Origin of the sequence: Vibrio sp. VP6, from assembly GCF_028823755.1 — a bacterium.
GTDB classification, from domain to species: Bacteria; Pseudomonadota; Gammaproteobacteria; order Enterobacterales; family Vibrionaceae; genus Vibrio; species Vibrio parahaemolyticus.
On the sequence record NZ_JAPEID010000007.1, the window covers coordinates 56,749 to 76,603 of the forward strand.

Genomic DNA, 19,855 nt, shown 5'->3' on the forward strand with positions numbered 1-19,855 from the left:
AACTTATCGTTCACTTCTTATTCGCAAACGTATTCAACCACATTCAAGCCGAAACCGCCCAATGCATGGTATTTTTTGTTGGTCGAAGACAGAAGACGCATATCGTGAACACCAAGGTCAGCGAGAATTTGCGACCCCACTCCCACGCGGCGAGACGTGCCCTGCTTTTTCGCTAAAGTCGGTGCTTCGCCTTTATCTTGCGCTTCGAACATCTTCACGCGGTGGATGAGCAACTCGGTTGATTCTTCATTGCCAAGAACAACCAGAACACCACCTTCTTCACCGATACGCTTCATCGCTTTATCCAGTGTCCAGCTGCGCTCTGCATTGCGGTCACTGCGTAATACATCGGTGAATACGTCTTGTAGATGCACACGAACCAGTGGCGCTTCGCCGGCCAAATCACCTTTGCACATCGCGTAATGCACTTGATTGTCGATGGTGTCTTTGTAAGTCACCAAAGTGAACTCACCGTGCTCAGTTGGCAGTTTGCATTCTGCTACACGCTCAATGGTCGTTTCTGTGTTGTTGCGGTATTCGATAAGGTCCGCAATAGTGCCTAACTTCAAGCCGTGTTTTTCAGCAAAGATTTCAAGATCAGGGCGGCGAGCCATGGTGCCGTCGTCGTTTAGAATCTCAACAATCACAGAAGCAGGCTCAAGCCCCGCCAGGCGAGCTAAATCACAACCTGCTTCGGTGTGACCAGCGCGAGTCAATACACCACCATCTTGCGCAGCAAGGGGGAAAATATGACCCGGTTGAACCAAGTCCGCCGCTTTTGCGTTTGGCGCAACCGCAGCTTGAACGGTACGTGCGCGGTCAGCCGCTGAAATACCCGTGGTGACGCCTTCAGCAGCTTCGATAGAAACGGTAAAGTTAGTGGTGTACTGCGCGTTGTTGTCTTGCACCATTGGCGGCAAGCCGAGATTTTCACAACGCGCTTTAGTCATGGTCAGACAGATCAAGCCACGACCGTAAGTCGCCATAAAGTTGATCGCTTCCGGCGTAATATGCTCGGCAGCCATGATCAAGTCACCTTCATTCTCACGGTCTTCATCATCCATTAGGATGACCATTTTTCCTGCGCGAATATCATCAATAATTTCTTGTGGTGTACTGATTGGCATATTCTGTTTCCCGTTATTCTAAAATTTATTTTCCGACAGCAATGCGTGAAATCTTATCGCAATGGTAATGACATCAACAGTTTGAGCCTTGCACAATGCAAGTCAATTGCCCTAACGATGTTCTGTGAATCCGGTCTGTTATGGCAATTATCGCAACGTGGCAGAGCGCTTACGCAAAGCCATTTTGTTGTAAGAAGTCCATGGTGATGCGAGATTCAGGCTGCTCTTCTTGCTGGCCTTGCAGCAAGCGTTCCATATAACGCGCCAACACATCCACTTCTAAATTCACTTTGCGGCCCACTTGGAACTGGTCGATGGTGGTTTCTTCACTGGTGTGAGGCACAATCGTCAGTTTGAATGCGTTTTTACGTAAATCATTCACCGTTAAGCTGATACCATCAACGGTGATAGAGCCTTTTTCTGCCACGTACTTGCTGATCTCAGCAGGCATCGCGACCCAAAACTCTATCGCACGACCAACTTGATTGCGCTCCACAATTTCACCCACGCCGTCCACGTGTCCAGATACAATGTGTCCGCCAAAACGTGTCGTCGGCAGCATGGCTTTTTCTAAGTTAACCTTTTCGCCTACTTGGTAGTTTGCAAAACCGGTTTTTTTCAAGGTCTCGAGAGACAAATCTGCGCTGTAGTAATTGCTTCCAAAGTCAATCACCGTTAAGCACACACCGTTAGTTGCGATGCTGTCGCCTAACTTTACGTCAGACATGTCTAACTTACCTACTTCTACCGTAACGGTAATATCTTCGCCTTTTGGCGTAATCGCAGTTAATTTACCAACTGCTTCTACAATTCCTGTAAACATAGTGCTTCTTTTCTAAATTTCTTTACGTACAAGGGTGGCGGTAATACGGATATCTCTGCCCACCATTCGCACATCAGTAATATTTAAATCGATGACCTGCGCCATCTCCGTCAATCCCAGTGCGCCAATTAAACCACGTCCATCGCTTCCCATTAGTTTCGGAGCGAGATAGACAATCAACTCATCTACAAGGTTAGCTTTGATTAGAGAACTCGCGAGCGTCGCGCCAGCTTCCACCCATAAATGGTTGATATTACGCTGAGTCGCGACCGCTTTTAGGGTGGCAGCTAAATCAATTTTTCCGCTTTGATCGAGTTGTGGGCAAACATCGCCTTCGCTGCTGACAATAATTCGCTCACCTTCGGTACTGAACAGTTTAAGGTCATCACTCAGTTTCTGTTGACGGTCGAGTATTACCCTTGCTGGTTGGCGAACTTCCGTCAGCTCATAGTGCGCTTGAACAGTCTGCGGCAAATCGTCCCAACGAACGTTGAGAGAAGCGTTATCATCCATCACTGTTTTGCTTGTAGACAGAATACCACCGCTTTGCGCTCGATAACGCTGCACGTCTTGGCGAGCCTGTGGGGAGGTGATCCATTGGCTCTTGCCATTACTTAGCGCACTCTGTCCATCTAAGCTTGCTGCCATTTTTAATTGGATAAATGGCATGCCTGTTTGCATGAATTTAATGAAGCCACGATTGAGCTCAATCGCATCGTTTTCTAACAATCCAACCTGAACCTCAACCCCGGCTTCACGTAGCATTTGGATGCCACGTCCAGCCACTTTTGGATTCGGATCTTCCATCGCACACACTACTCGCGCCACTTTGGCTTTTATCAATCCTTCAGCGCAAGGTGGCGTGCGTCCATAGTGGGAGCACGGTTCAAGGGTAACGTATGCCGTTGCACCTTCAGCTTTATCACCAGCCATGCGCATCGCGTGCACTTCAGCATGGGGCTCTCCAGCGCGATGATGATAACCTTCACCAATGATCACGCCATCACGAACAATTACGCAACCGACGTTCGGGTTTGGAGCCGTCGTATAAATGCCGCGTCGAGCTAATTTGAGCGCACGCGACATCATTGAAAAATCTTGAGGAGAAAATGGAGACGCAGAAGTGTGTTGAGGCATGATTTAATCAGTCTTCAAGGCGGGCAATTTCTTCGCCGAATTCACGAATATCTTCAAAGCTACGATAAACCGATGCAAAACGGATGTAAGCCACTTTGTCGAGCTCTTTAAGCTGATCCATAACCAAGTTACCAATCATTTGGCTCGGTACTTCACGCTCGCCAGTTGCGCGGAGCTGCGACTTAATCATACTGATTGCAAGCTCGATAGAGTCGGCACTTACCGGACGTTTCTCTAATGCGCGCTGAATGCCACCGACCATTTTATCTTCATCGAATGGTTCACGATTGCCATTCGACTTAATGACTTTAGGCATGACCAATTCTGCCGTTTCAAACGTAGTAAAACGTTCACTACAGGCTAAACACTGGCGGCGGCGACGGACTTGATGACCATCCGCAACCAATCGGGAATCAATTACTTTTGTATCGTTCTCTGAACAAAAAGGACAATGCATATCACCTCCAAATAACGTGCCATTGGGGCCGTCCCAAAAGCCAGACTAGTGTAGCGGAATTGATATGTGAGAGAAAACAAAAAGGGGCACTAGTGCCCCTTTTTCAATCAATATCGAGTCGAATCTGTTAACTGCGTGCTAAGTAGTTCGCTTTGCCGACCCATTTGTAGCTTGTTAATTCTTCCAAACCCATCGGGCCACGTGCATGTAGCTTTTGAGTTGAGACGGCCACTTCAGCCCCCAAGCCAAACTGAGCACCGTCAGTAAAGCGCGTTGCCGCATTCACATAAACTGCAGCCGAGCCCACCGAATTGATGAACAACTCTGAGTTAATCAAGCTGTTGGTCATGATTGCATCTGAGTGACTCGCATTGTGAACCCGCATGTGATCAATCGCATCCTTCACGTCAGCGACAACTTTTACACCTAACGTGTAGCTTAGCCATTCGGTATCAAAATCACCTTCTGCGGCATCGCGAATTTGCGTAGCTTGAGCCATTAGCGCTTTCGCTTTTGGTTCTGCTACAAACGTCACTTTGTCACTCATTCGCTCGACAATCATTGGCAAGAATTTCGCCGCCACTTTCTCGTGAACAAGCAGTGTGTCTAGCGAGTTACATGCCGAAGGACGTTGAACTTTCGAGTTTTCAACCACGTTTAGCGATTTCTCTAGGTCCGCGGATTCATCAACAAAAATGTGACTGATACCAAAACCGCCGATGATCACTGGAATTGTGCTGTTCTCTTTACACATTTTGTGCAGACCCGCTCCACCACGTGGGATGATCATATCAACGTAGTCATCCAGTTTAAGCAGTTGAGAAACCAGCTCGCGATCTGGCTTTTCAATGTACTGTACTGAAGCGGCAGGCAAGTTTGCTTTTGCAAGGGCTGATTGGATAACTTTCACAAGTTCCATGTTAGAGAAAAACGTCTCTTTACCACCGCGTAGGATGCTGGCGTTACCCGTTTTCAGGCACAGTGCGGCAATGTCGATGGTCACATTTGGACGCGCTTCATAAATCACACCCACAACACCAAGTGGTACACGGCGACGAGAGAGAGACATGCCGTTTTCTAGCACTTTACTGTCGATTTCGCTGCCCACAGGATCGTTTAGGCTGATAACATTGCGAACATCATTTGCAATGCCCGTTAAGCGTTCTTCATTCAACAGTAGACGGTCTAACAGCGCATCGGTCAGACCAGCTTCGCGACCAAGTTCGATGTCTTTTGCGTTTGCTGCCAAAATCGCAGCTGAGTTTGCTTCTAGCTCATCTGCGATGATCGCTAGAGCTTGGTTCTTTTGAGCAGTTGACGCCGTCGCCAATTCGAAAGCTGCATCTTTAGCAGCTTTACCCATATTCGTTAAATCCACGTTGCTTCCCTCAATTTCTATTCTTGAATGACGACAAGATCATCGCGATGAATCACTTCTGAGCCGTAGTCATGACCCAAAATAGAGATGATGTCTTTACTGTGTTTGCCAGTAATTTTTGCCAAGTCTTCACTTGAGTAGGCGCTAATACCACGCGCAACCAGTTTGCCATGAGAATTTGTTACTCGAGCAACTTCACCACGGGCAAAATCACCGCTCACCTTGATGACCCCTTTTGCCAGTAGGCTACTGCCTTTGCCAACAACCGCATTTACTGCACCATCATCGATGATAATGTCACCCGATGCTGCAGGACCTGCGAGGATCCAACGCTTACGGTTTTCCAATGCTTCTGAACAAGGTAGGAAACGCGTACCTTGAGGCTCCGTGCTCAACGAGTCAAAAATTACGTTTGGCGCGCTACCTGCTGCGATAATAACTTCAATACCCGCGCGACGTGCGATGTCGGCTGCTTGAAGTTTCGTCGCCATACCACCCGTACCGAGTGTTGTACCGCTGCCGCCAGCAATTTTACGCAACGTGTCATCAATGGTTTTAACTTCTTTGATCAGCTCTGCATTCGGATCTTTTCGTGGGTCAGCAGTAAACAGACCTTTTTGGTCTGTCAGTAGCAATAACTTATCTGCACCACACAAAATACCCACTAAAGCCGATAGGTTGTCATTGTCGCCGACTTTGATTTCACTGGTGGCAACTGCATCATTTTCGTTCACGATTGGAATAATATCGTTCGCCACAAGCGCATTGATGGTGTCACGCGCGTTAAGAAAACGCTCACGATCATCCAAGTCAGCACGAGTCAGTAGCATTTGACCAATCTTGATACCGTAAATACCAAACAAAGACTCCCATGTTTGAATCAAACGACTCTGACCCACAGCAGCAAGCAACTGTTTGCTCGCCATCTCGTTGGGCAGTGCGGGGTATCCAAGATGCTCACGGCCTGCTGCAATTGCACCAGACGAAACCATTACCACTGAATGGCCTTGTTTCTTAAGCTCAGCACACTGACGCGCTAGCTCAACCATGTGAGCGCGATCTAGTGCCAATGTGCCACCTGTCAGCACACTTGTACCCAGTTTCACAACGACGGTTTGTGGTTGCGAAACAACTGCGTTTTGTTGATTCGTTGTCATGATGTCTTCTGAAGTGAAAAACAAATAAAGAGAGGATGTTTTAACAATCAAATAGGGATTTAACAAGAGAAAAGGTGCGAAAACGCACCTTTTTGTTCAGTCGAAAAAGAAAACCGCCAAATCAGGCGAAATCAAATGACTCGGTATGATATTCCACTTCGAGTTTGAAGTGTTCAGCCAAGGTATCAATGAGCTTCTGATGAAAGGTACTTTGTGTAAAGTACACTTCCTCTACCACTTTTTGCGGCAGAGCTTCAGACACCCATTTCCCTTCTTTGTTGTATTTCCCAATATGGTACTTAGCGGTAAAGCCCCCTTCGATGGATTCTAAATCCATCCACCAACCCCAGAACTCGCGTTTCTCAGGTGACTTTTTGTCATCTACACAAACAGATAGACAATCAAAATAGTAGCGCCCTTCTTGTGATTGCGGTTCACGCAGGTAAGGCCCAATGGCCTTCAGCTTTGACATCAAGCGAAAGTGTGTTGGACCCTGAGTCGTCTCTGACATATGAATCTCCGTTTCCATATAGTTAAAGTAAACACCCAATAATGATTATTATTTTTTATTATCATGAGCTTATTTTTTGCTCAGGTATATCACTCTTAACTAAATTAGGAGATTTGTCATCTTAATAATTCATCTTCCAACCACTTTATCGCCAAATCGAGGGATTGCTCATATCCTTTTGTAATTGTCTTGGAACTGATCTTCTTCGCTTGCCCATAGTGGCTAAATAGCGCGACTAACTGGTTGTCACTGTAAGGAGAAACGGGGTCACCTTCTAAGCTCAGCGCTAAAATTGGCACCTTAGTTTTACGACTGCTCAAGAAACCTTGAACTTTCAATGACCAAGCCATCATCTGCCCAGCCATGCTGTTGATATCAACTGCGCTTTTACCCAAACGAGAAGCCAGCATATCCAGATACATCTTCGGCATTTTTTGCAGCTTTTTCGGTGAGGTAAACAGATCATGCACCGGTGCGCCTAGTGCCACACACGCTTTGATCTTTTCTTGCTCAAGAAAAGACAGACGAACCATGGCATTGCCACCAAAACGGAAACCGACCAAACCAACTTTGTGATGATCGACGTAAGGAATGGAATAAAGCTCATTCAACACGGCTTGATGAAGACAGCTTGAATCTTCCGTCAAAGGCCAATGAGAACTGTGTCCGACTGATGGCATATCGACGGTTAACATTGCAATATCTTTAGGAGCAAAGTGATTGCGGAACAAACGCCACATGTCGGTTTGTAAACTGTCGAGTCCTGCACTCACCATCACAACTGGCAGCTGCTTATCGGTTCTTGGCAAATGCAAGTTAGCGATAATTTTGCGTTTTTGGTAAGGCACCTCAATTTGCTTGATGGTGTATTGAGTTTTCTCAGCCCCTTCAGAATAGGCTTTGTTTGCTAACACCTGAGCCTGAAGCGCCAAGTTGTCGTTTTTTAAATGAGGATAGCCCGCAATGCTGAAACACAACGATGCGGTAAACAGCTCGTCGGCAGCATCCTCACCTTTAAGATCATTGGCACGTCGTTGGTGTTCCATACCTAACTTGATCCACTCAAACGTCCAGTTACCGCTGTGATACCCCATCACAGTATCTAACCAATCATCGTGAGTACGAGAATGCGTTGACGAAGCAATGCGCGACAACACGCCTTCCATTTCAATTGGAGATAAGCCTTGCCACGCCCACTGCAAGCGACGCAAATGACGATACCAAGCACGATCTTCTTGCTGTTCTCGATCATCAAGAATCTTTTTGCTGGTTGGCATGTATTGAGTGAGCGCGGAGGTTTCTTTCGCTTGCTTATGTTTTACGAACAAAGTCTCGGAAAGATTTTTACTGACGTCTTCAGACATAGGAAGAACCTTTGGCTATTAGCATTAGATGTAATGATAATAAAAAAAATGCCCCTATAAAGGGGCATTTCTCAATATTCTTCGCTAGCGATTACTTTTGCTTGCGGTTTACTGGCTCTGCGTACTGGATAGACATATCCCAAGGTTGCTCGATCCAAGTGTCTTGCGCGATGTCTACTACGTAGTCATCTAACAATTCTTTACCCGACGGTTTTGCACATACTGCAATAATTTTTGCTTTCGGGTACATTTCACGCAGTTTACGCGCTGTATCACCGCTATCTACTAGGTCTTCAACGATTAGGTAGCCTTCACCATCGCCTTCAGGTGCTTTAAGCACTGTCATATCACGTTGATGATCATGGTCGTAGCTTGAGATACAAATTGTATCAACGTAGCGAATACCCAGTTCACGAGCCAAGATAGCACCCGGTACTAGACCGCCACGGCTTACCGCCCAAATACCTTTCCATTGCTCAGCTGGCATCTGTTTCTCAGCCAGTTCACGGCAGTAAGTCTGCATCGCATCCCAAGTGATAATGAATTTTTTACTCATTGTAATAACCTAATAATTTGAAAATATGCATCCTCAAAATCTAGCGAAACGGCTTTAAAGCGGAATATTCACTATGCTCTCCAGAGGTCAGGAGACGAGGATTTCAAGCTGCGCAAACGATTATTCTACCGAAACACACCGTTAATACCAACGGTGATATCAAAATTCTCCGCCTATTACGCAGAAAAATCGAATTCAGTGAACAACGCTAAAAGCAAAAAGCTAGCGCGAACAGCTTTTGCTGCTCGCGCTAGCTTTTTAAAAGTAATTACCCGGCCAGGTATTTAACGATGAAGATGGCAGACATAACCCAAACACTCATCGATACATCGCGGCCTTTGCCACTAAACAATTTGATAGCAGCATACGCAATAAAGCCTAGGGTGATACCTTCTGCAATAGAGAAAGTAAGCGGCATCACAAGACAAGTTACAACGACTGGAGATGCTTCAGTTAGGTCACGCCAATCAATGCTCACCAAGCCAGAAAGCATCAAAATTGCTACATAGAACAATGCACCTGACGTTGCATACGCAGGGATCATACCCGCTAGTGGCGAGAACAATAGCGCAAGCAGGAAGAGTACACCAACAACCACTGCGGTTAGACCAGTACGACCACCAGCAGCTACGCCCGAAACACTTTCAATGTATGAAGTCGTGTTTGACGTACCTAGCAACGCACCAACAGAAGTCGCTGTTGAGTCAGCAAGTAGTGCTTTGTTTAGACGAGGAATGTTGCCATTCTCATCCGTTAGACCGGCTTTTTGAGAAACACCAACGAGCGTACCAGCCGTATCAAATAAGTCGACGAATAAGAAAGCGAACACAACAGAGATCATGCCGACTTCAAATAGACCTGAGAAATCCAATTGCAAGAATGTAGGTGCGATACTTGGTGGTGTTGACATGACACCGTTCCATTGCACATCACCAAATAGAAGACCAAGCGCCGTCACACCCAAAATCGCGATCATCACCGCACCTTTCACACCACGGTGAACAAGCGCGATAGTAAGGAAGAAACCAATCGCCGCCAACACTGATGGCAATGACGTGATATCGCCCATTGAAACCAATGTCGCTGGGTTATCAACCACAATACCTGCGTTTTTAAGGGCGATAAACGCCAAGAAAAGGCCAATACCTGCAGAAATGCCGGTACGAAGCGAATGCGGGATCGAGTTAATGATCCACTCACGAATCTTAAAAATGCTCAGCAGAATAAACAAAACACCAGAAACAAACACTGCAGCCAGCGCGACTTGCCATGTGTAACCCATACCTAACACAACGGAATATGTGAAGAATGCGTTTAAACCCATGCCCGGAGCCTGAGCAATTGGGTAGTTTGCGACTAAGCCCATAATGAAACAGCCAATCGCGGCGGCAAGACACGTTGCAACAAAGATCGCACCACGATCCATACCGGTATCAGACAAAATAGCTGGGTTTACAAAAATAATGTAAGCCATGGTAAGGAAGGTCGTAATACCTGCAATGATCTCAGTGCGCACATTTGTGCCGTTTTCACTAAGTTTAAAGAGCCTTTCGAGCATGATCGAATCCTGTAAAGGTAAAAAGTAAACGGTTGCGTAATCGATTGGCAGGAATTATAAAGTTATCAAATAGCAAATTCTAGATAGAATCATCACTCTAAAGCGTTTTTTTTCGCAGGATATGAAACCCATCCGTTAGTATTTAAAATCAAGAATGAATATAGCACTTATTAAACAATAACTAACCGCTCATGTTCACTTTGCCTTCAATGCGTGCAAATTGAGCAATGTTCTAAACTTTCAAACAGAAATGGACGTTAAAGGGCAATATTCACTCACAATTTACTGCGTAAGTGGGATTCCTTTTAGCAGCAATAAGAGAATGGAGGCTTAGTGGTGGAAATTTGGTCGGAAGTAGGAAAAAGAGATAAAAAAACGCCACTCAATTTGAGTGGCGGTGAATCATGTCAGCACTATCACTGAAAAAAAATTCCAATTTATAGGGGTGAACAAACTGTTCGAGTCACATGCGTTGACTTCACTTAGTAGCCAAAGCTTGTTGGGTATACAAAGTTACCGGTATATACAGATTTGCTATTCCAGAACATTGCACTTGGTAAACCTTTCATAAATATCACCTTCTAAATCAATTAAAACAGTCGTTGATTTCTCGGTTCCTTGGAGGCGATAAACGGACTCATCCTTTGAGCATTTCATTCTTCATCTCAGAAGCTGGTTACAAATATACCACCAAGAAATTTAATTACAAGCATTTTAGTGATAAAAGTCACAAAAAATCCATAAATTGACGTCAATCAAATTTTAACTGTAATTAAATTACATTTTTGTGAATTAAAAATTATTCTACTTTCAGTTCATATAAACATAAGCGCATTTACGACTTATACCATGTTCATAAAGTGTGACAGTGAGGAAGGAAATCCTTTTGTTATCGACTACTAGTAGCCTTCGTCTGGTGGTATCCTTGAGCTAATTCATGCCAAATATCATTAGCATTTCCTGCTAATCACACATTATTTATACGGTATATATTTGGCAAAGCACATCAAAAGGAGTCTTCCGTGTCTGAATTCCATTCTGAAATCAGTACCTTGTCACCTGCTCCACTTTGGCAGTTTTTCGATAAGATTTGTTCCATCCCTCATCCATCTAAGCATGAAGAAGCATTAGCACAGTACATTATCAACTGGGCAACAGAGCAAGGCTTCGATGTTCGCCGAGACCCAACGGGCAACGTATTCATCAAAAAGCCAGCAACGCCTGGGATGGAAAACAAAAAGGGCGTGGTTCTTCAAGCACACATTGACATGGTGCCACAGAAGAATGAAGACACTGACCACGACTTCACAAAAGATCCAATTCAACCGTACATCGATGGTGAGTGGGTAACAGCGAAAGGCACAACTCTTGGTGCAGACAACGGTATTGGTATGGCTTCTTGTCTGGCTGTATTAGCATCTAAAGATATCAAGCATGGGCCAATTGAAGTTCTACTAACAATTGATGAAGAAGCAGGCATGACAGGTGCATTCGGGCTTGAAGCAGGTTGGTTGGAAGGTGATATTCTTCTAAACACCGACTCCGAGCAAGAAGGCGAAGTGTACATGGGCTGCGCTGGTGGTATCGATGGTGCGATGACTTTTGACATCAAACGCGACGCGATCCCTACTGGCTTTGTGACTCGTCAGCTAACCTTGAAGGGTTTAAAAGGCGGTCACTCTGGTTGTGATATCCACACTGGTCGTGGTAATGCCAACAAACTGCTTGGCCGATTCCTAGCGGGCCATGCACAAGAGTTGGATCTTCGCTTGGTTGAATTCCGTGGTGGTAGTTTGCGTAATGCTATTCCTCGCGAAGCTTTCGTAACAGTTGCTGTTCCTGCTGAAAACCAAGAGAAGCTTGCAGAGCTTTTCAACTACTACACTGAGCTATTAAAAGCTGAGCTTGGCAAAGTAGAAACGGGCATTGTGATGTTCAATGAAGAGATCGCAACCGAATCACAAGCCTTCACCGCGGCGGATCAACAACGCTTTATTGCTGCTCTCAACGCATGTCCTAATGGCGTGATGCGCATGAGCGACGAAATTGAAGGTGTGGTTGAAACGTCACTGAACGTTGGCGTGATCACTACTGAAGAAAATAAAGTGACTGTTCTGTGCCTAATTCGCTCTTTGATTGACTCTGGCCGCAGCCAAGTAGAGAGCATGTTACGCTCTGTTGCTGAACTCGCAGGGGCACAAGTTGAGTTCTCAGGTGCTTACCCTGGTTGGAAACCAGACGCTGATTCAGAAATTATGGCGATTTTCCGTGATATGTACGAAGGCATTTACGGTCACAAACCAAACATCATGGTTATTCACGCAGGTCTTGAATGTGGTCTATTTAAAGAGCCTTACCCGAACATGGACATGGTTTCTTTCGGCCCAACGATCAAGTTCCCTCACTCTCCTGATGAAAAAGTGAAGATTGATACCGTTCAACTGTTCTGGGATCAAATGGTAGCGCTTCTAGAAGCAATTCCTGAGAAAGCGTAATCCAAACGCGACAACAAAACAAAAAGGGTGCCGAGGCACCCTTTTTTATTGCTATTTATCACGAGAGTATCGCGAATTATGCACGAGTTTGCGCGTACGCTGCGAGCTCATCCATAGAAGTCTTCGCGACCACTTCACCATTGATGTAGTAAGTAACAAACTCACCCTCACGTACCCCCATTAACGTCGCTTTTTCGCCGTTGTTGTATGTGATGTTCATCTGAACCGTATTTTCATCGATTTGGTGCATTTGGCCTTGCTCGATAACGCGGTTGTTTGTAAGTGGGCCAATCGGCGCTGTTGTAAGCGACTTATCTAGCTGGTGGTTTACATCAATGTAAGTGTCCATCTTAGTATCGAAGATGTGTGGTTTGCCGTTTAGCGGGTTTTTACCAGTCCAGAACTCTAGAGAGTTAAATACGATGTAGTCAGCTGCGATTGCCACACCGTAAACTGGTGCCATAAGCATGTTTAGACCACCACGAGCGTAACGGTTATCTACCGCTTTCAAGTTGAAGCCCATAACATAGCCAGTTACCGCGTTGCTGCCAACACAACCTGAAAGTGAAACTGCCACAGCAGTCAATGCGCCAATTTTAGCAATTGCCTTTTTCATCAAAACCTCTAGTTAGAAAGTATTAGGTCGAAAATTCGGCGCGGATATTAGCTTATAAAAACTAGGGATAAAAGACAGAATTTTCCGAAGAAAGCATCTTTATTATTTTTAATACGTGGACATTTATCTAAACAATAAATAACCAATTTAAGATAAGGGTGACGAGATATTCAGCAAATAATAAACGTCACATTTACAACAAACTTTCCACAAAAGGTTATTATTTGCCCTCCTTGATTAAAATAATTTGTCGTATCCTTAATTAGAATGATTAGTGTGATTTTGACGCGATTGTTACATTGTTGCTAACTTATTTGACAGAGATGGTTTATGGCCAGAAGTAAAACAAGTAAAGTATTTGAGCTGCTCGGGCATAAAATACAACCAGGACAGCGTTTAGAAGTAGAATTCGAAGCTGCTCAGCTATACACGCACTCTCCACTTTCTATCCCTGTGGAAATCATTCACGGGAAACAAGAAGGTCCAGTGCTGATGGTGAACGCCGCAATCCATGGTGATGAGCTTAATGGCGTAGAGATCGTTCGTCAGATGATCAACCAGTTAAACCCATTAAAGCTAAAAGGTACGGTTATTGCGGTGCCAATCGTAAACGTATTTGGCTTTATCCATAAGTCTCGTTACTTACCCGATCGCCGCGATCTAAACCGTTGTTTCCCTGGCAGCGAAAAAGGCGCACTCGCCTCACGCATGGCGTATGGATTCTTCAATAATATAGCGAAACGTTGTGATTACATTTTAGATTTACACACAGGTGCGATTCATCGTACTAACCTACCCCAAATACGCGCTAACCTGAGCAATCCGGAAACACTGCGCATTGCTAAAGCATTTGCCACGCCAGTGATCGTTGACTCTGCATTGCGTGATGGCTCGCTACGTAGCGAAGCCGAGAAGTGTGATATCCCAGTATTGACTTACGAAGCCGGTGAAGCACTTCGCTTTGATCCGCTATCTATCAGTGCTGGTGTTTTAGGCGTTCAACGTGTTATGCAAGCGATCGGTATGTTAAGAGCCAGCCGTAAAAAACTGCCTGAACCTGTTATCGCGAAATCGACCAGCTGGGTTAGAGCGCCAGGCAACGGTATTTTGCGCACGGTGGTGAACCTAGGCGATAAAGTAGAAAAAGGTGAAACCTTAGCTTACATCAGCTCACCCCTCGGTCACGATGAAATAGAGCTAAAAGCACCTAAAAGTGGTTTAGTGATCGGTCAGCAAACGCTGCCATTGGTAAACGAAGGCGATGCCATTTTCCACCTCGCATACTTCAGCCAAAGCGACGATGAAGTAGAACAAGCGGTAGAAAGCTACATTGAAGGATTAACTGAGTTTGACGTCGAACAGGTAACGACGGGACAAATCCCACTCGACTCTCAGTCATAATTGCATGCTCTATGATCTCAAAGCCCAGTACCTAGTGCCGGGCTTTTTTTGTTATGTTTACTCACCAATATTATTTATTACAAAGACTTAATCACGAAAGCTTAATGTTTGTGCTTCGTGTTTAGCTTATTTCAATTCATCTTGTTCACCGCACAATTGCACAGCGTTTTATTTATTCGTATTATGTTTTCTTTTTGCTTGCACACATCTATGAATAAAACACAACTCATTAGCTGTTTGTTGGGACTTGGACTTTCTGCAAATCTCCTCGCTCAAGAATCTGAAAACATCGCTCAATACTTACAAGAACAAAGTCAACAACATTCACTAGAAGATCATTATGCTTCATCTGTTCCAGATGAACTCAACTTGGACGCGCAACGCTCAGAACTCAAATGGCGAGAGGAAGGCAAGCCAGATCATTGTTACCACACAAAAAATAACGCCGAGGTCACAACAGACTTTGACTACGGTGAGGCCAACGATCTTTCGGATGGCTTACATCATATTGATTTACCGCCTGTGCATACACGTAATAACAAATCATCTCATCGTGTTTACGCAAACAATCCTCACTTACTGCCTGGCAACCAACAGTTTGCCGCACCTTCCGAAGGCTCTTTTGGCTTCTCGGTTTCTTCTGACTGCTTATGAAAATGAGCCAACAAAAAAGCCCTGAAGAAAACTTCAGGGCTTTTTAGCATTACCGACAGATCGAAACATCAATCGGAATATATGCCATTATTCTTCGTCAGCTTCAGCTTCGCGTGCTTTACGAGCTTCTTCTTTGCGAACTTTTGCCGCAAGTTGCTCTGCTTCACGTTCTTGACGCTGTACAGCTTTACGCTCATTACGAACAACTTGGTTTTCGATGAAGCCCGCAAGTTCTTGTTCAGCCCAAGCTTGTGCTTTTTCTTCGCTGTCAAACCCAGTTTCACGTTTTGAAACCATTGTTTTGCGAGACGTTACTTGACGAGTGATTTCTGCGCTCCAACCGTTACGTTTTTCAGTTACGCGGATAGCAAATTTTGGATTTTTAGACATCTATTTCAGTTCCTAAGGGATTAATCAGGGATTCGGTCAACTTGATAACTCCATCTAAGCTGAGCTGTTTAACACCATCCCTTGGTAAGCGCGGTATTAGAGCATAAATCATTATGATTGGCTGCAAAAATTTTATTTTCCACACTTAAACCACATTGGTTGTAGGCTATAAGTGTACAAGCCCGTTTTCGACTTCGCACTTCCACAATCCCAAAAAAGAAAAGCGCAGATCTTTCGATCTGCGCTTTACGTTTGTAAAGTATTAATACTTAACCGATGTTCTTGCGCGCATTTTGGAACATACGCATCCAAGCGCCATTTTCACCCCAACCTTCCGGAGCCCAAGAGTTTGCAACTGTGCGGAATACACGCTCTGGGTGAGGCATCATAATGGTTACACGGCCATCTGCTGTTGTCAGACCGGTAATCGCATTTGGCGAACCATTCGGGTTGTTCGGGTATTGTTGCGTTGGGTTACCGTTATTATCAACGTAACGTAGCGCTACAGTACCTGACGCTTCAATTGCGTTTAGGTGCTCACCGTCACGTACTTCGACACGACCTTCACCGTGAGATACCGCGATAGGCATACGAGATCCCGCCATGCCATCGAAGAACACAGAATCAGACTTCTGTACTTCAACTAAGCTAAAGCGCGCTTCAAAACGCTCAGATTCGTTGCGAACAAAACGTGGCCACAAGTCTGCCCCCGGGATCAGCTCTTTCAGGTTCGACAGCATCTGACAGCCGTTACATACTCCGAGAGAGAATGTATCTTCACGATTAAAGAACGCTTGGAACTGCTCACGCGCTTGTGCGTTAAATAGGATAGACTTCGCCCAACCTTCACCCGCACCTAGTACATCACCGTAAGAGAAACCACCACATGCTACCAGACCTTGGTATTCATCCAGTACCGCTTGGCCTGTCAGAATATCGCTCATGTGGATGTCAGTTGCTTCAAAACCAGCACGGTCAAACGCTGCTGCCATTTCAACATGAGAGTTAACACCTTGCTCACGAAGAATCGCCATCTTAGGTTTCGCGCCTTTCGCGATATAAGGAGCTGCGATATCTTCATTCACATCAAAGCTTAGAGATACGTTCAGACCAGGGTCAGTGTTGTCTTTCTTCGCTTCAAATTCTTGGTCTGCACATGCAGGGTTATCACGTAGCGCCTGCATTTTATGTGTAGTTTCTGCCCAGATAACACGTAGCTCTGTGCGAGAGCGCTCAAGTACTACAGAATCACCAGAAGTGATAACAAAGTCGTCTGACGCTTCAACAGAACCAATTACATGTGAACATGATTCTAAGCCGTTTGCTGCTAGCGTAGATAGAACTGAATCCAGATCGTCGTTTTTAACCTGAACAACCGCGCCTAACTCTTCGTTAAATAGAACCGCCAGCGCATCTTCACCCAGCTCTGCGATGTTCGCTTTTACGCCACAGTGACCCGCGAACGCCATCTCAGCCAACGTTACAAATAGACCGCCGTCACCTTTATCGTGGTAAGCAAGCAGCTTATCGTTACGTACGAGATTTTGCATTGCATCGAAGAAGCCTTTTAGCTGCTCTGCGTTGTCTACGTCTGCCGGCTTATCACCCAGCTGCTTGTAAACCTGTGCCAGTGCTGTTGCACCCAAACGGTTTTTGCCGTTACCTAGGTCTACAAGAACAAGTGAAGTGTCACCTAGTCCTTCCAAGGTATCAGATGTGCGTAGCTGAGGCGTTACTGTCTTACGCACGTCTTCAACACGGCCAAACGCAGTGATTACTAGCGATAGTGGCGAAGTCACTTCTTTGCTTTCACCATTTTCTTCCCACTTGGTCTTCATCGACATTGAGTCTTTACCAACAGGGATAGTCAAACCTAGCGCCGGACATAGCTCTTCACCCACAGCTTTTACTGCTTCGTAAAGACCTGCGTCTTCACCTGGGTGACCCGCTGGAGACATCCAGTTCGCTGACAGCTTAATGCGTTTGATATCGCCGATATCTGTCGCTGCGATGTTAGTCAGAGATTCACCAACCGCCAGACGAGCAGACGCGCCGAAGTCTAATAGAGCAACCGGAGTACGCTCACCCATCGACATCGCTTCACCGTGGTATGTGTCGTAACTTGCCGCCGTAACTGCACAGTTCGCCACAGGCACCTGCCAAGGACCAACCATTTGGTCACGAGCAACTAAACCAGTAACTGAGCGGTCACCGATCGTGATCAGGAATGTTTTCTCAGCAACCGTAGGAAGACGAAGTACGCGATCTACCGCTTCGTTGATTTCGATACCGTCGCGTACGATCGCTGGGCTATCTACTTTCAAAGTCGTTGCTTCACGGTGCATCTTCGGTGTTTTACCAAGCAAGATATCCATTGGCATATCAATTGGCGTGTTATCGAAGTGAGAATCTTCTAGCGTCAGATGACGCTCTTCTGTTGCCACACCAACCACTGCGTAAGGTGCACGCTCGCGCTTACAAATCGCATCGAACGCCTCCATGTTTTCTGGCGCTACCGCAAGAACATAACGCTCCTGAGATTCGTTACACCAGATTTCTAGCGGGCTCATGCTCAATTCATCATTTGGTACATCACGTAGCTGGAACTTACCGCCACGCTCGCCGTCGTCACAAAGCTCAGGAAGTGCGTTAGAGATACCGCCCGCACCCACATCGTGGATAAATGCGATTGGGTTTTCTTCACCTAGCTGCCAACAACGGTCGATCACTTCCTGACAACGGCGCTCCATTTCTGGGTTTTCACGCTGTACTGAAGCAAAGTCCAGATCTTCAGCTGACTGACCTGACGCCATTGAAGACGCCGCACCGCCACCAAGACCGATGTTCATTGCAGGACCACCAAGTACGATTAGGCTCGCACCAACAGGGATCTCTTTCTTCTGAACGTGTTCGTCACGGATGTTACCCATACCACCAGCAATCATGATTGGCTTGTGGTAACCACGAATTTCTTCACCCGCGTGAGAAGTCACTTTCTCTTCGTAGGTACGGAAGTAACCTAATAAGTTTGGACGACCAAATTCGTTGTTGAACGCTGCGCCACCCAGAGGGCCTTCAAGCATGATATCTAACGCGTTTACGATACGACCCGGCTTACCGAAGTCGGTTTCCCATGGCTGTTCAAAACCAGGAATACGCAAGTTAGAGGTTGTGAAACCAACCAGACCCGCTTTTGGCTTACCACCGATACCCGTCGCGCCTTCGTCACGGATTTCACCACCAGAACCGGTTGATGCACCCGGCCATGGAGAGATAGCCGTTGGGTGGTTGTGCGTCTCTACCTTCATTAAGATGTGTGCATCTTCATGGTGGTAAGTGTATTGACGAGTTTTAGGATCTGGGAAGAAACGCCCCACTTTAGAACCAGTCATTACCGCTGCATTATCTTTGTAAGCAGACAGAACATGGTCTGGTGTCGTTTCGAATGTGTTTTTGATCATCTTAAACAGAGACTTCTCTTGGTCGACGCCATCGATAGTCCAGTCTGCATTAAAGATCTTATGACGACAGTGCTCTGAGTTCGCCTGAGCAAACATCATCAGCTCAATGTCGTTAGGGTTACGACCTAACTTAGTGAAATTCTCCACCAAGTAATCAATTTCATCTTCTGCGAGTGCCAAACCAAGGGAAACGTTTGCTTCTTCAAGCGCAACACGACCGCCCGCTAAGATATCAACATGCGCCACAGGCTTTGGCTCTGCGACTGTAAACAGCGCTGACGCGGCTTCAAGTTCTGTGAACACCGTTTCCATCATGCGGTCGTGAATTAACGCTTTGACAGCGTCAACTTGAGCTTCTGATAGAACAACTGAAGATTCTACGTAGTAAGCCGTACCGCGTTCCAGACGCTTAACAGTGTCCAGACCACAGTTAATAGCGATATCGGTAGATTTAGAAGACCAAGGCGAGATAGTGCCTGGACGAGGCGTAACAAGAAGTAGAAGACCTTCTGGCTCATGCTCTTCAATTGTTGGGCCGTAAGTTAGTAACTTTTCAAGTTTTTCTAACTCTTGGTCATCAAGGTCAGACTTTAGATCTGCAAAATGCATAAACTCGGCATAGATGCCAGTTACAGGCAGATCTTGTTCACGACAAAGTTCCAGTAGTTTATTAACACGAAACTCAGAAAGAGCTGGGGAGCCACGCAAAATTCTCATGTGCTTAGGTCTCTTATGCAATTGATTAAGGTGATATTGGAATAAATTCAGAT

At 45.7% G+C, this 19,855-nt stretch carries 16 protein-coding genes; 3 read left to right on the forward strand and 13 right to left on the reverse strand.

The window, feature by feature from the left end; translation table 11 throughout:
* Window positions 1-17 precede the first annotated feature (17 nt).
* From ribBA to OU793_RS06770, 10 genes are all read right to left on the reverse strand, one after another.
* The gene (ribBA, locus tag OU793_RS06725; protein ID WP_005496254.1) at window positions 18-1,127 is read right to left on the reverse strand and encodes a bifunctional 3,4-dihydroxy-2-butanone-4-phosphate synthase/GTP cyclohydrolase II; all 1,110 of its coding nucleotides are present in this window, start codon (window positions 1,125-1,127) and stop codon (window positions 18-20) included.
* Window positions 1,128-1,296: 169 nt separating this feature from the next.
* Window positions 1,297-1,950 (reverse strand): riboflavin synthase, encoded by a 654-nt coding sequence (locus OU793_RS06730; RefSeq protein WP_005483039.1) that lies wholly within the window; start codon window positions 1,948-1,950, stop codon window positions 1,297-1,299.
* Window positions 1,951-1,962: 12 nt separating this feature from the next.
* Window positions 1,963-3,087: a bifunctional diaminohydroxyphosphoribosylaminopyrimidine deaminase/5-amino-6-(5-phosphoribosylamino)uracil reductase RibD gene (ribD, locus tag OU793_RS06735; protein WP_140103227.1), complete on the reverse strand. Its 1,125-nt coding sequence runs from the start codon at window positions 3,085-3,087 to the stop codon at window positions 1,963-1,965.
* A gap of 7 nt (window positions 3,088-3,094) precedes the next feature.
* Complete coding sequence (gene nrdR / locus OU793_RS06740; protein WP_005482986.1) at window positions 3,095-3,544, reverse strand: transcriptional regulator NrdR; 450 nt, start codon at window positions 3,542-3,544, stop codon at window positions 3,095-3,097.
* A gap of 127 nt (window positions 3,545-3,671) precedes the next feature.
* Window positions 3,672-4,922, reverse strand: coding sequence for a glutamate-5-semialdehyde dehydrogenase (locus tag OU793_RS06745; protein WP_017448803.1), 1,251 nt, complete (start codon window positions 4,920-4,922; stop codon window positions 3,672-3,674).
* A 17-nt stretch (window positions 4,923-4,939) separates the two neighbouring features.
* Window positions 4,940-6,079 carry a glutamate 5-kinase gene (proB, locus tag OU793_RS06750; protein WP_005483011.1) on the reverse strand — a complete coding sequence of 380 codons (1,140 nt, stop codon included), beginning with the start codon at window positions 6,077-6,079 and terminating at the stop codon, window positions 4,940-4,942.
* Between the two features lie 121 nt (window positions 6,080-6,200).
* Window positions 6,201-6,590 carry a sigma factor-binding protein Crl gene (gene crl, locus OU793_RS06755; protein ID WP_005455997.1) on the reverse strand — a complete coding sequence of 130 codons (390 nt, stop codon included), beginning with the start codon at window positions 6,588-6,590 and terminating at the stop codon, window positions 6,201-6,203.
* Window positions 6,591-6,706: 116 nt separating this feature from the next.
* Window positions 6,707-7,954, reverse strand: a complete 1,248-nt coding sequence (frsA, locus tag OU793_RS06760) for an esterase FrsA (protein ID WP_005455935.1) — start codon at window positions 7,952-7,954, stop codon at window positions 6,707-6,709.
* Window positions 7,955-8,045: 91 nt separating this feature from the next.
* Window positions 8,046-8,510, reverse strand: coding sequence for an oxytetracycline resistance phosphoribosyltransferase domain-containing protein Tet(34) (gene tet(34), locus OU793_RS06765; protein WP_140103228.1), 465 nt, complete (start codon window positions 8,508-8,510; stop codon window positions 8,046-8,048).
* Window positions 8,511-8,778: 268 nt separating this feature from the next.
* Window positions 8,779-10,068, reverse strand: coding sequence for an NCS2 family permease (locus OU793_RS06770; protein ID WP_005456001.1), 1,290 nt, complete (start codon window positions 10,066-10,068; stop codon window positions 8,779-8,781).
* A gap of 1,022 nt (window positions 10,069-11,090) precedes the next feature.
* Here OU793_RS06770 and OU793_RS06775 point away from each other — a divergent pair.
* Window positions 11,091-12,563, forward strand: coding sequence for an aminoacyl-histidine dipeptidase (locus OU793_RS06775; RefSeq protein WP_159404169.1), 1,473 nt, complete (start codon window positions 11,091-11,093; stop codon window positions 12,561-12,563).
* Window positions 12,564-12,639: 76 nt separating this feature from the next.
* Here OU793_RS06775 and OU793_RS06780 read toward each other — a convergent pair whose 3' ends face one another.
* Window positions 12,640-13,179, reverse strand: coding sequence for a DUF3332 domain-containing protein (locus OU793_RS06780; protein WP_005455994.1), 540 nt, complete (start codon window positions 13,177-13,179; stop codon window positions 12,640-12,642).
* A gap of 330 nt (window positions 13,180-13,509) precedes the next feature.
* Here OU793_RS06780 and OU793_RS06785 point away from each other — a divergent pair, with 330 nt between their 5' ends.
* Both OU793_RS06785 and OU793_RS06790 read left to right on the forward strand, forming a co-directional pair.
* Complete coding sequence (locus tag OU793_RS06785; RefSeq protein WP_005496268.1) at window positions 13,510-14,580, forward strand: succinylglutamate desuccinylase/aspartoacylase family protein; 1,071 nt, start codon at window positions 13,510-13,512, stop codon at window positions 14,578-14,580.
* 210 nt (window positions 14,581-14,790) lie between these two features.
* A complete protein-coding gene (locus OU793_RS06790; RefSeq protein ID WP_021823167.1) occupies window positions 14,791-15,234 on the forward strand; it encodes a hypothetical protein in 444 nt (147 codons plus the stop codon).
* Between the two features lie 87 nt (window positions 15,235-15,321).
* Here the strand turns inward: OU793_RS06790 and OU793_RS06795 are convergent, their stop codons facing one another.
* Together OU793_RS06795 and purL are read right to left on the reverse strand one after the other, a co-directional pair.
* Window positions 15,322-15,624: a DUF3622 domain-containing protein gene (locus OU793_RS06795; protein WP_005455950.1), complete on the reverse strand. Its 303-nt coding sequence runs from the start codon at window positions 15,622-15,624 to the stop codon at window positions 15,322-15,324.
* A gap of 269 nt (window positions 15,625-15,893) precedes the next feature.
* A complete protein-coding gene (gene purL / locus OU793_RS06800; RefSeq protein ID WP_140103530.1) occupies window positions 15,894-19,802 on the reverse strand; it encodes a phosphoribosylformylglycinamidine synthase in 3,909 nt (1,302 codons plus the stop codon).
* Between the last annotated feature and the right edge of the window lie 53 nt (window positions 19,803-19,855).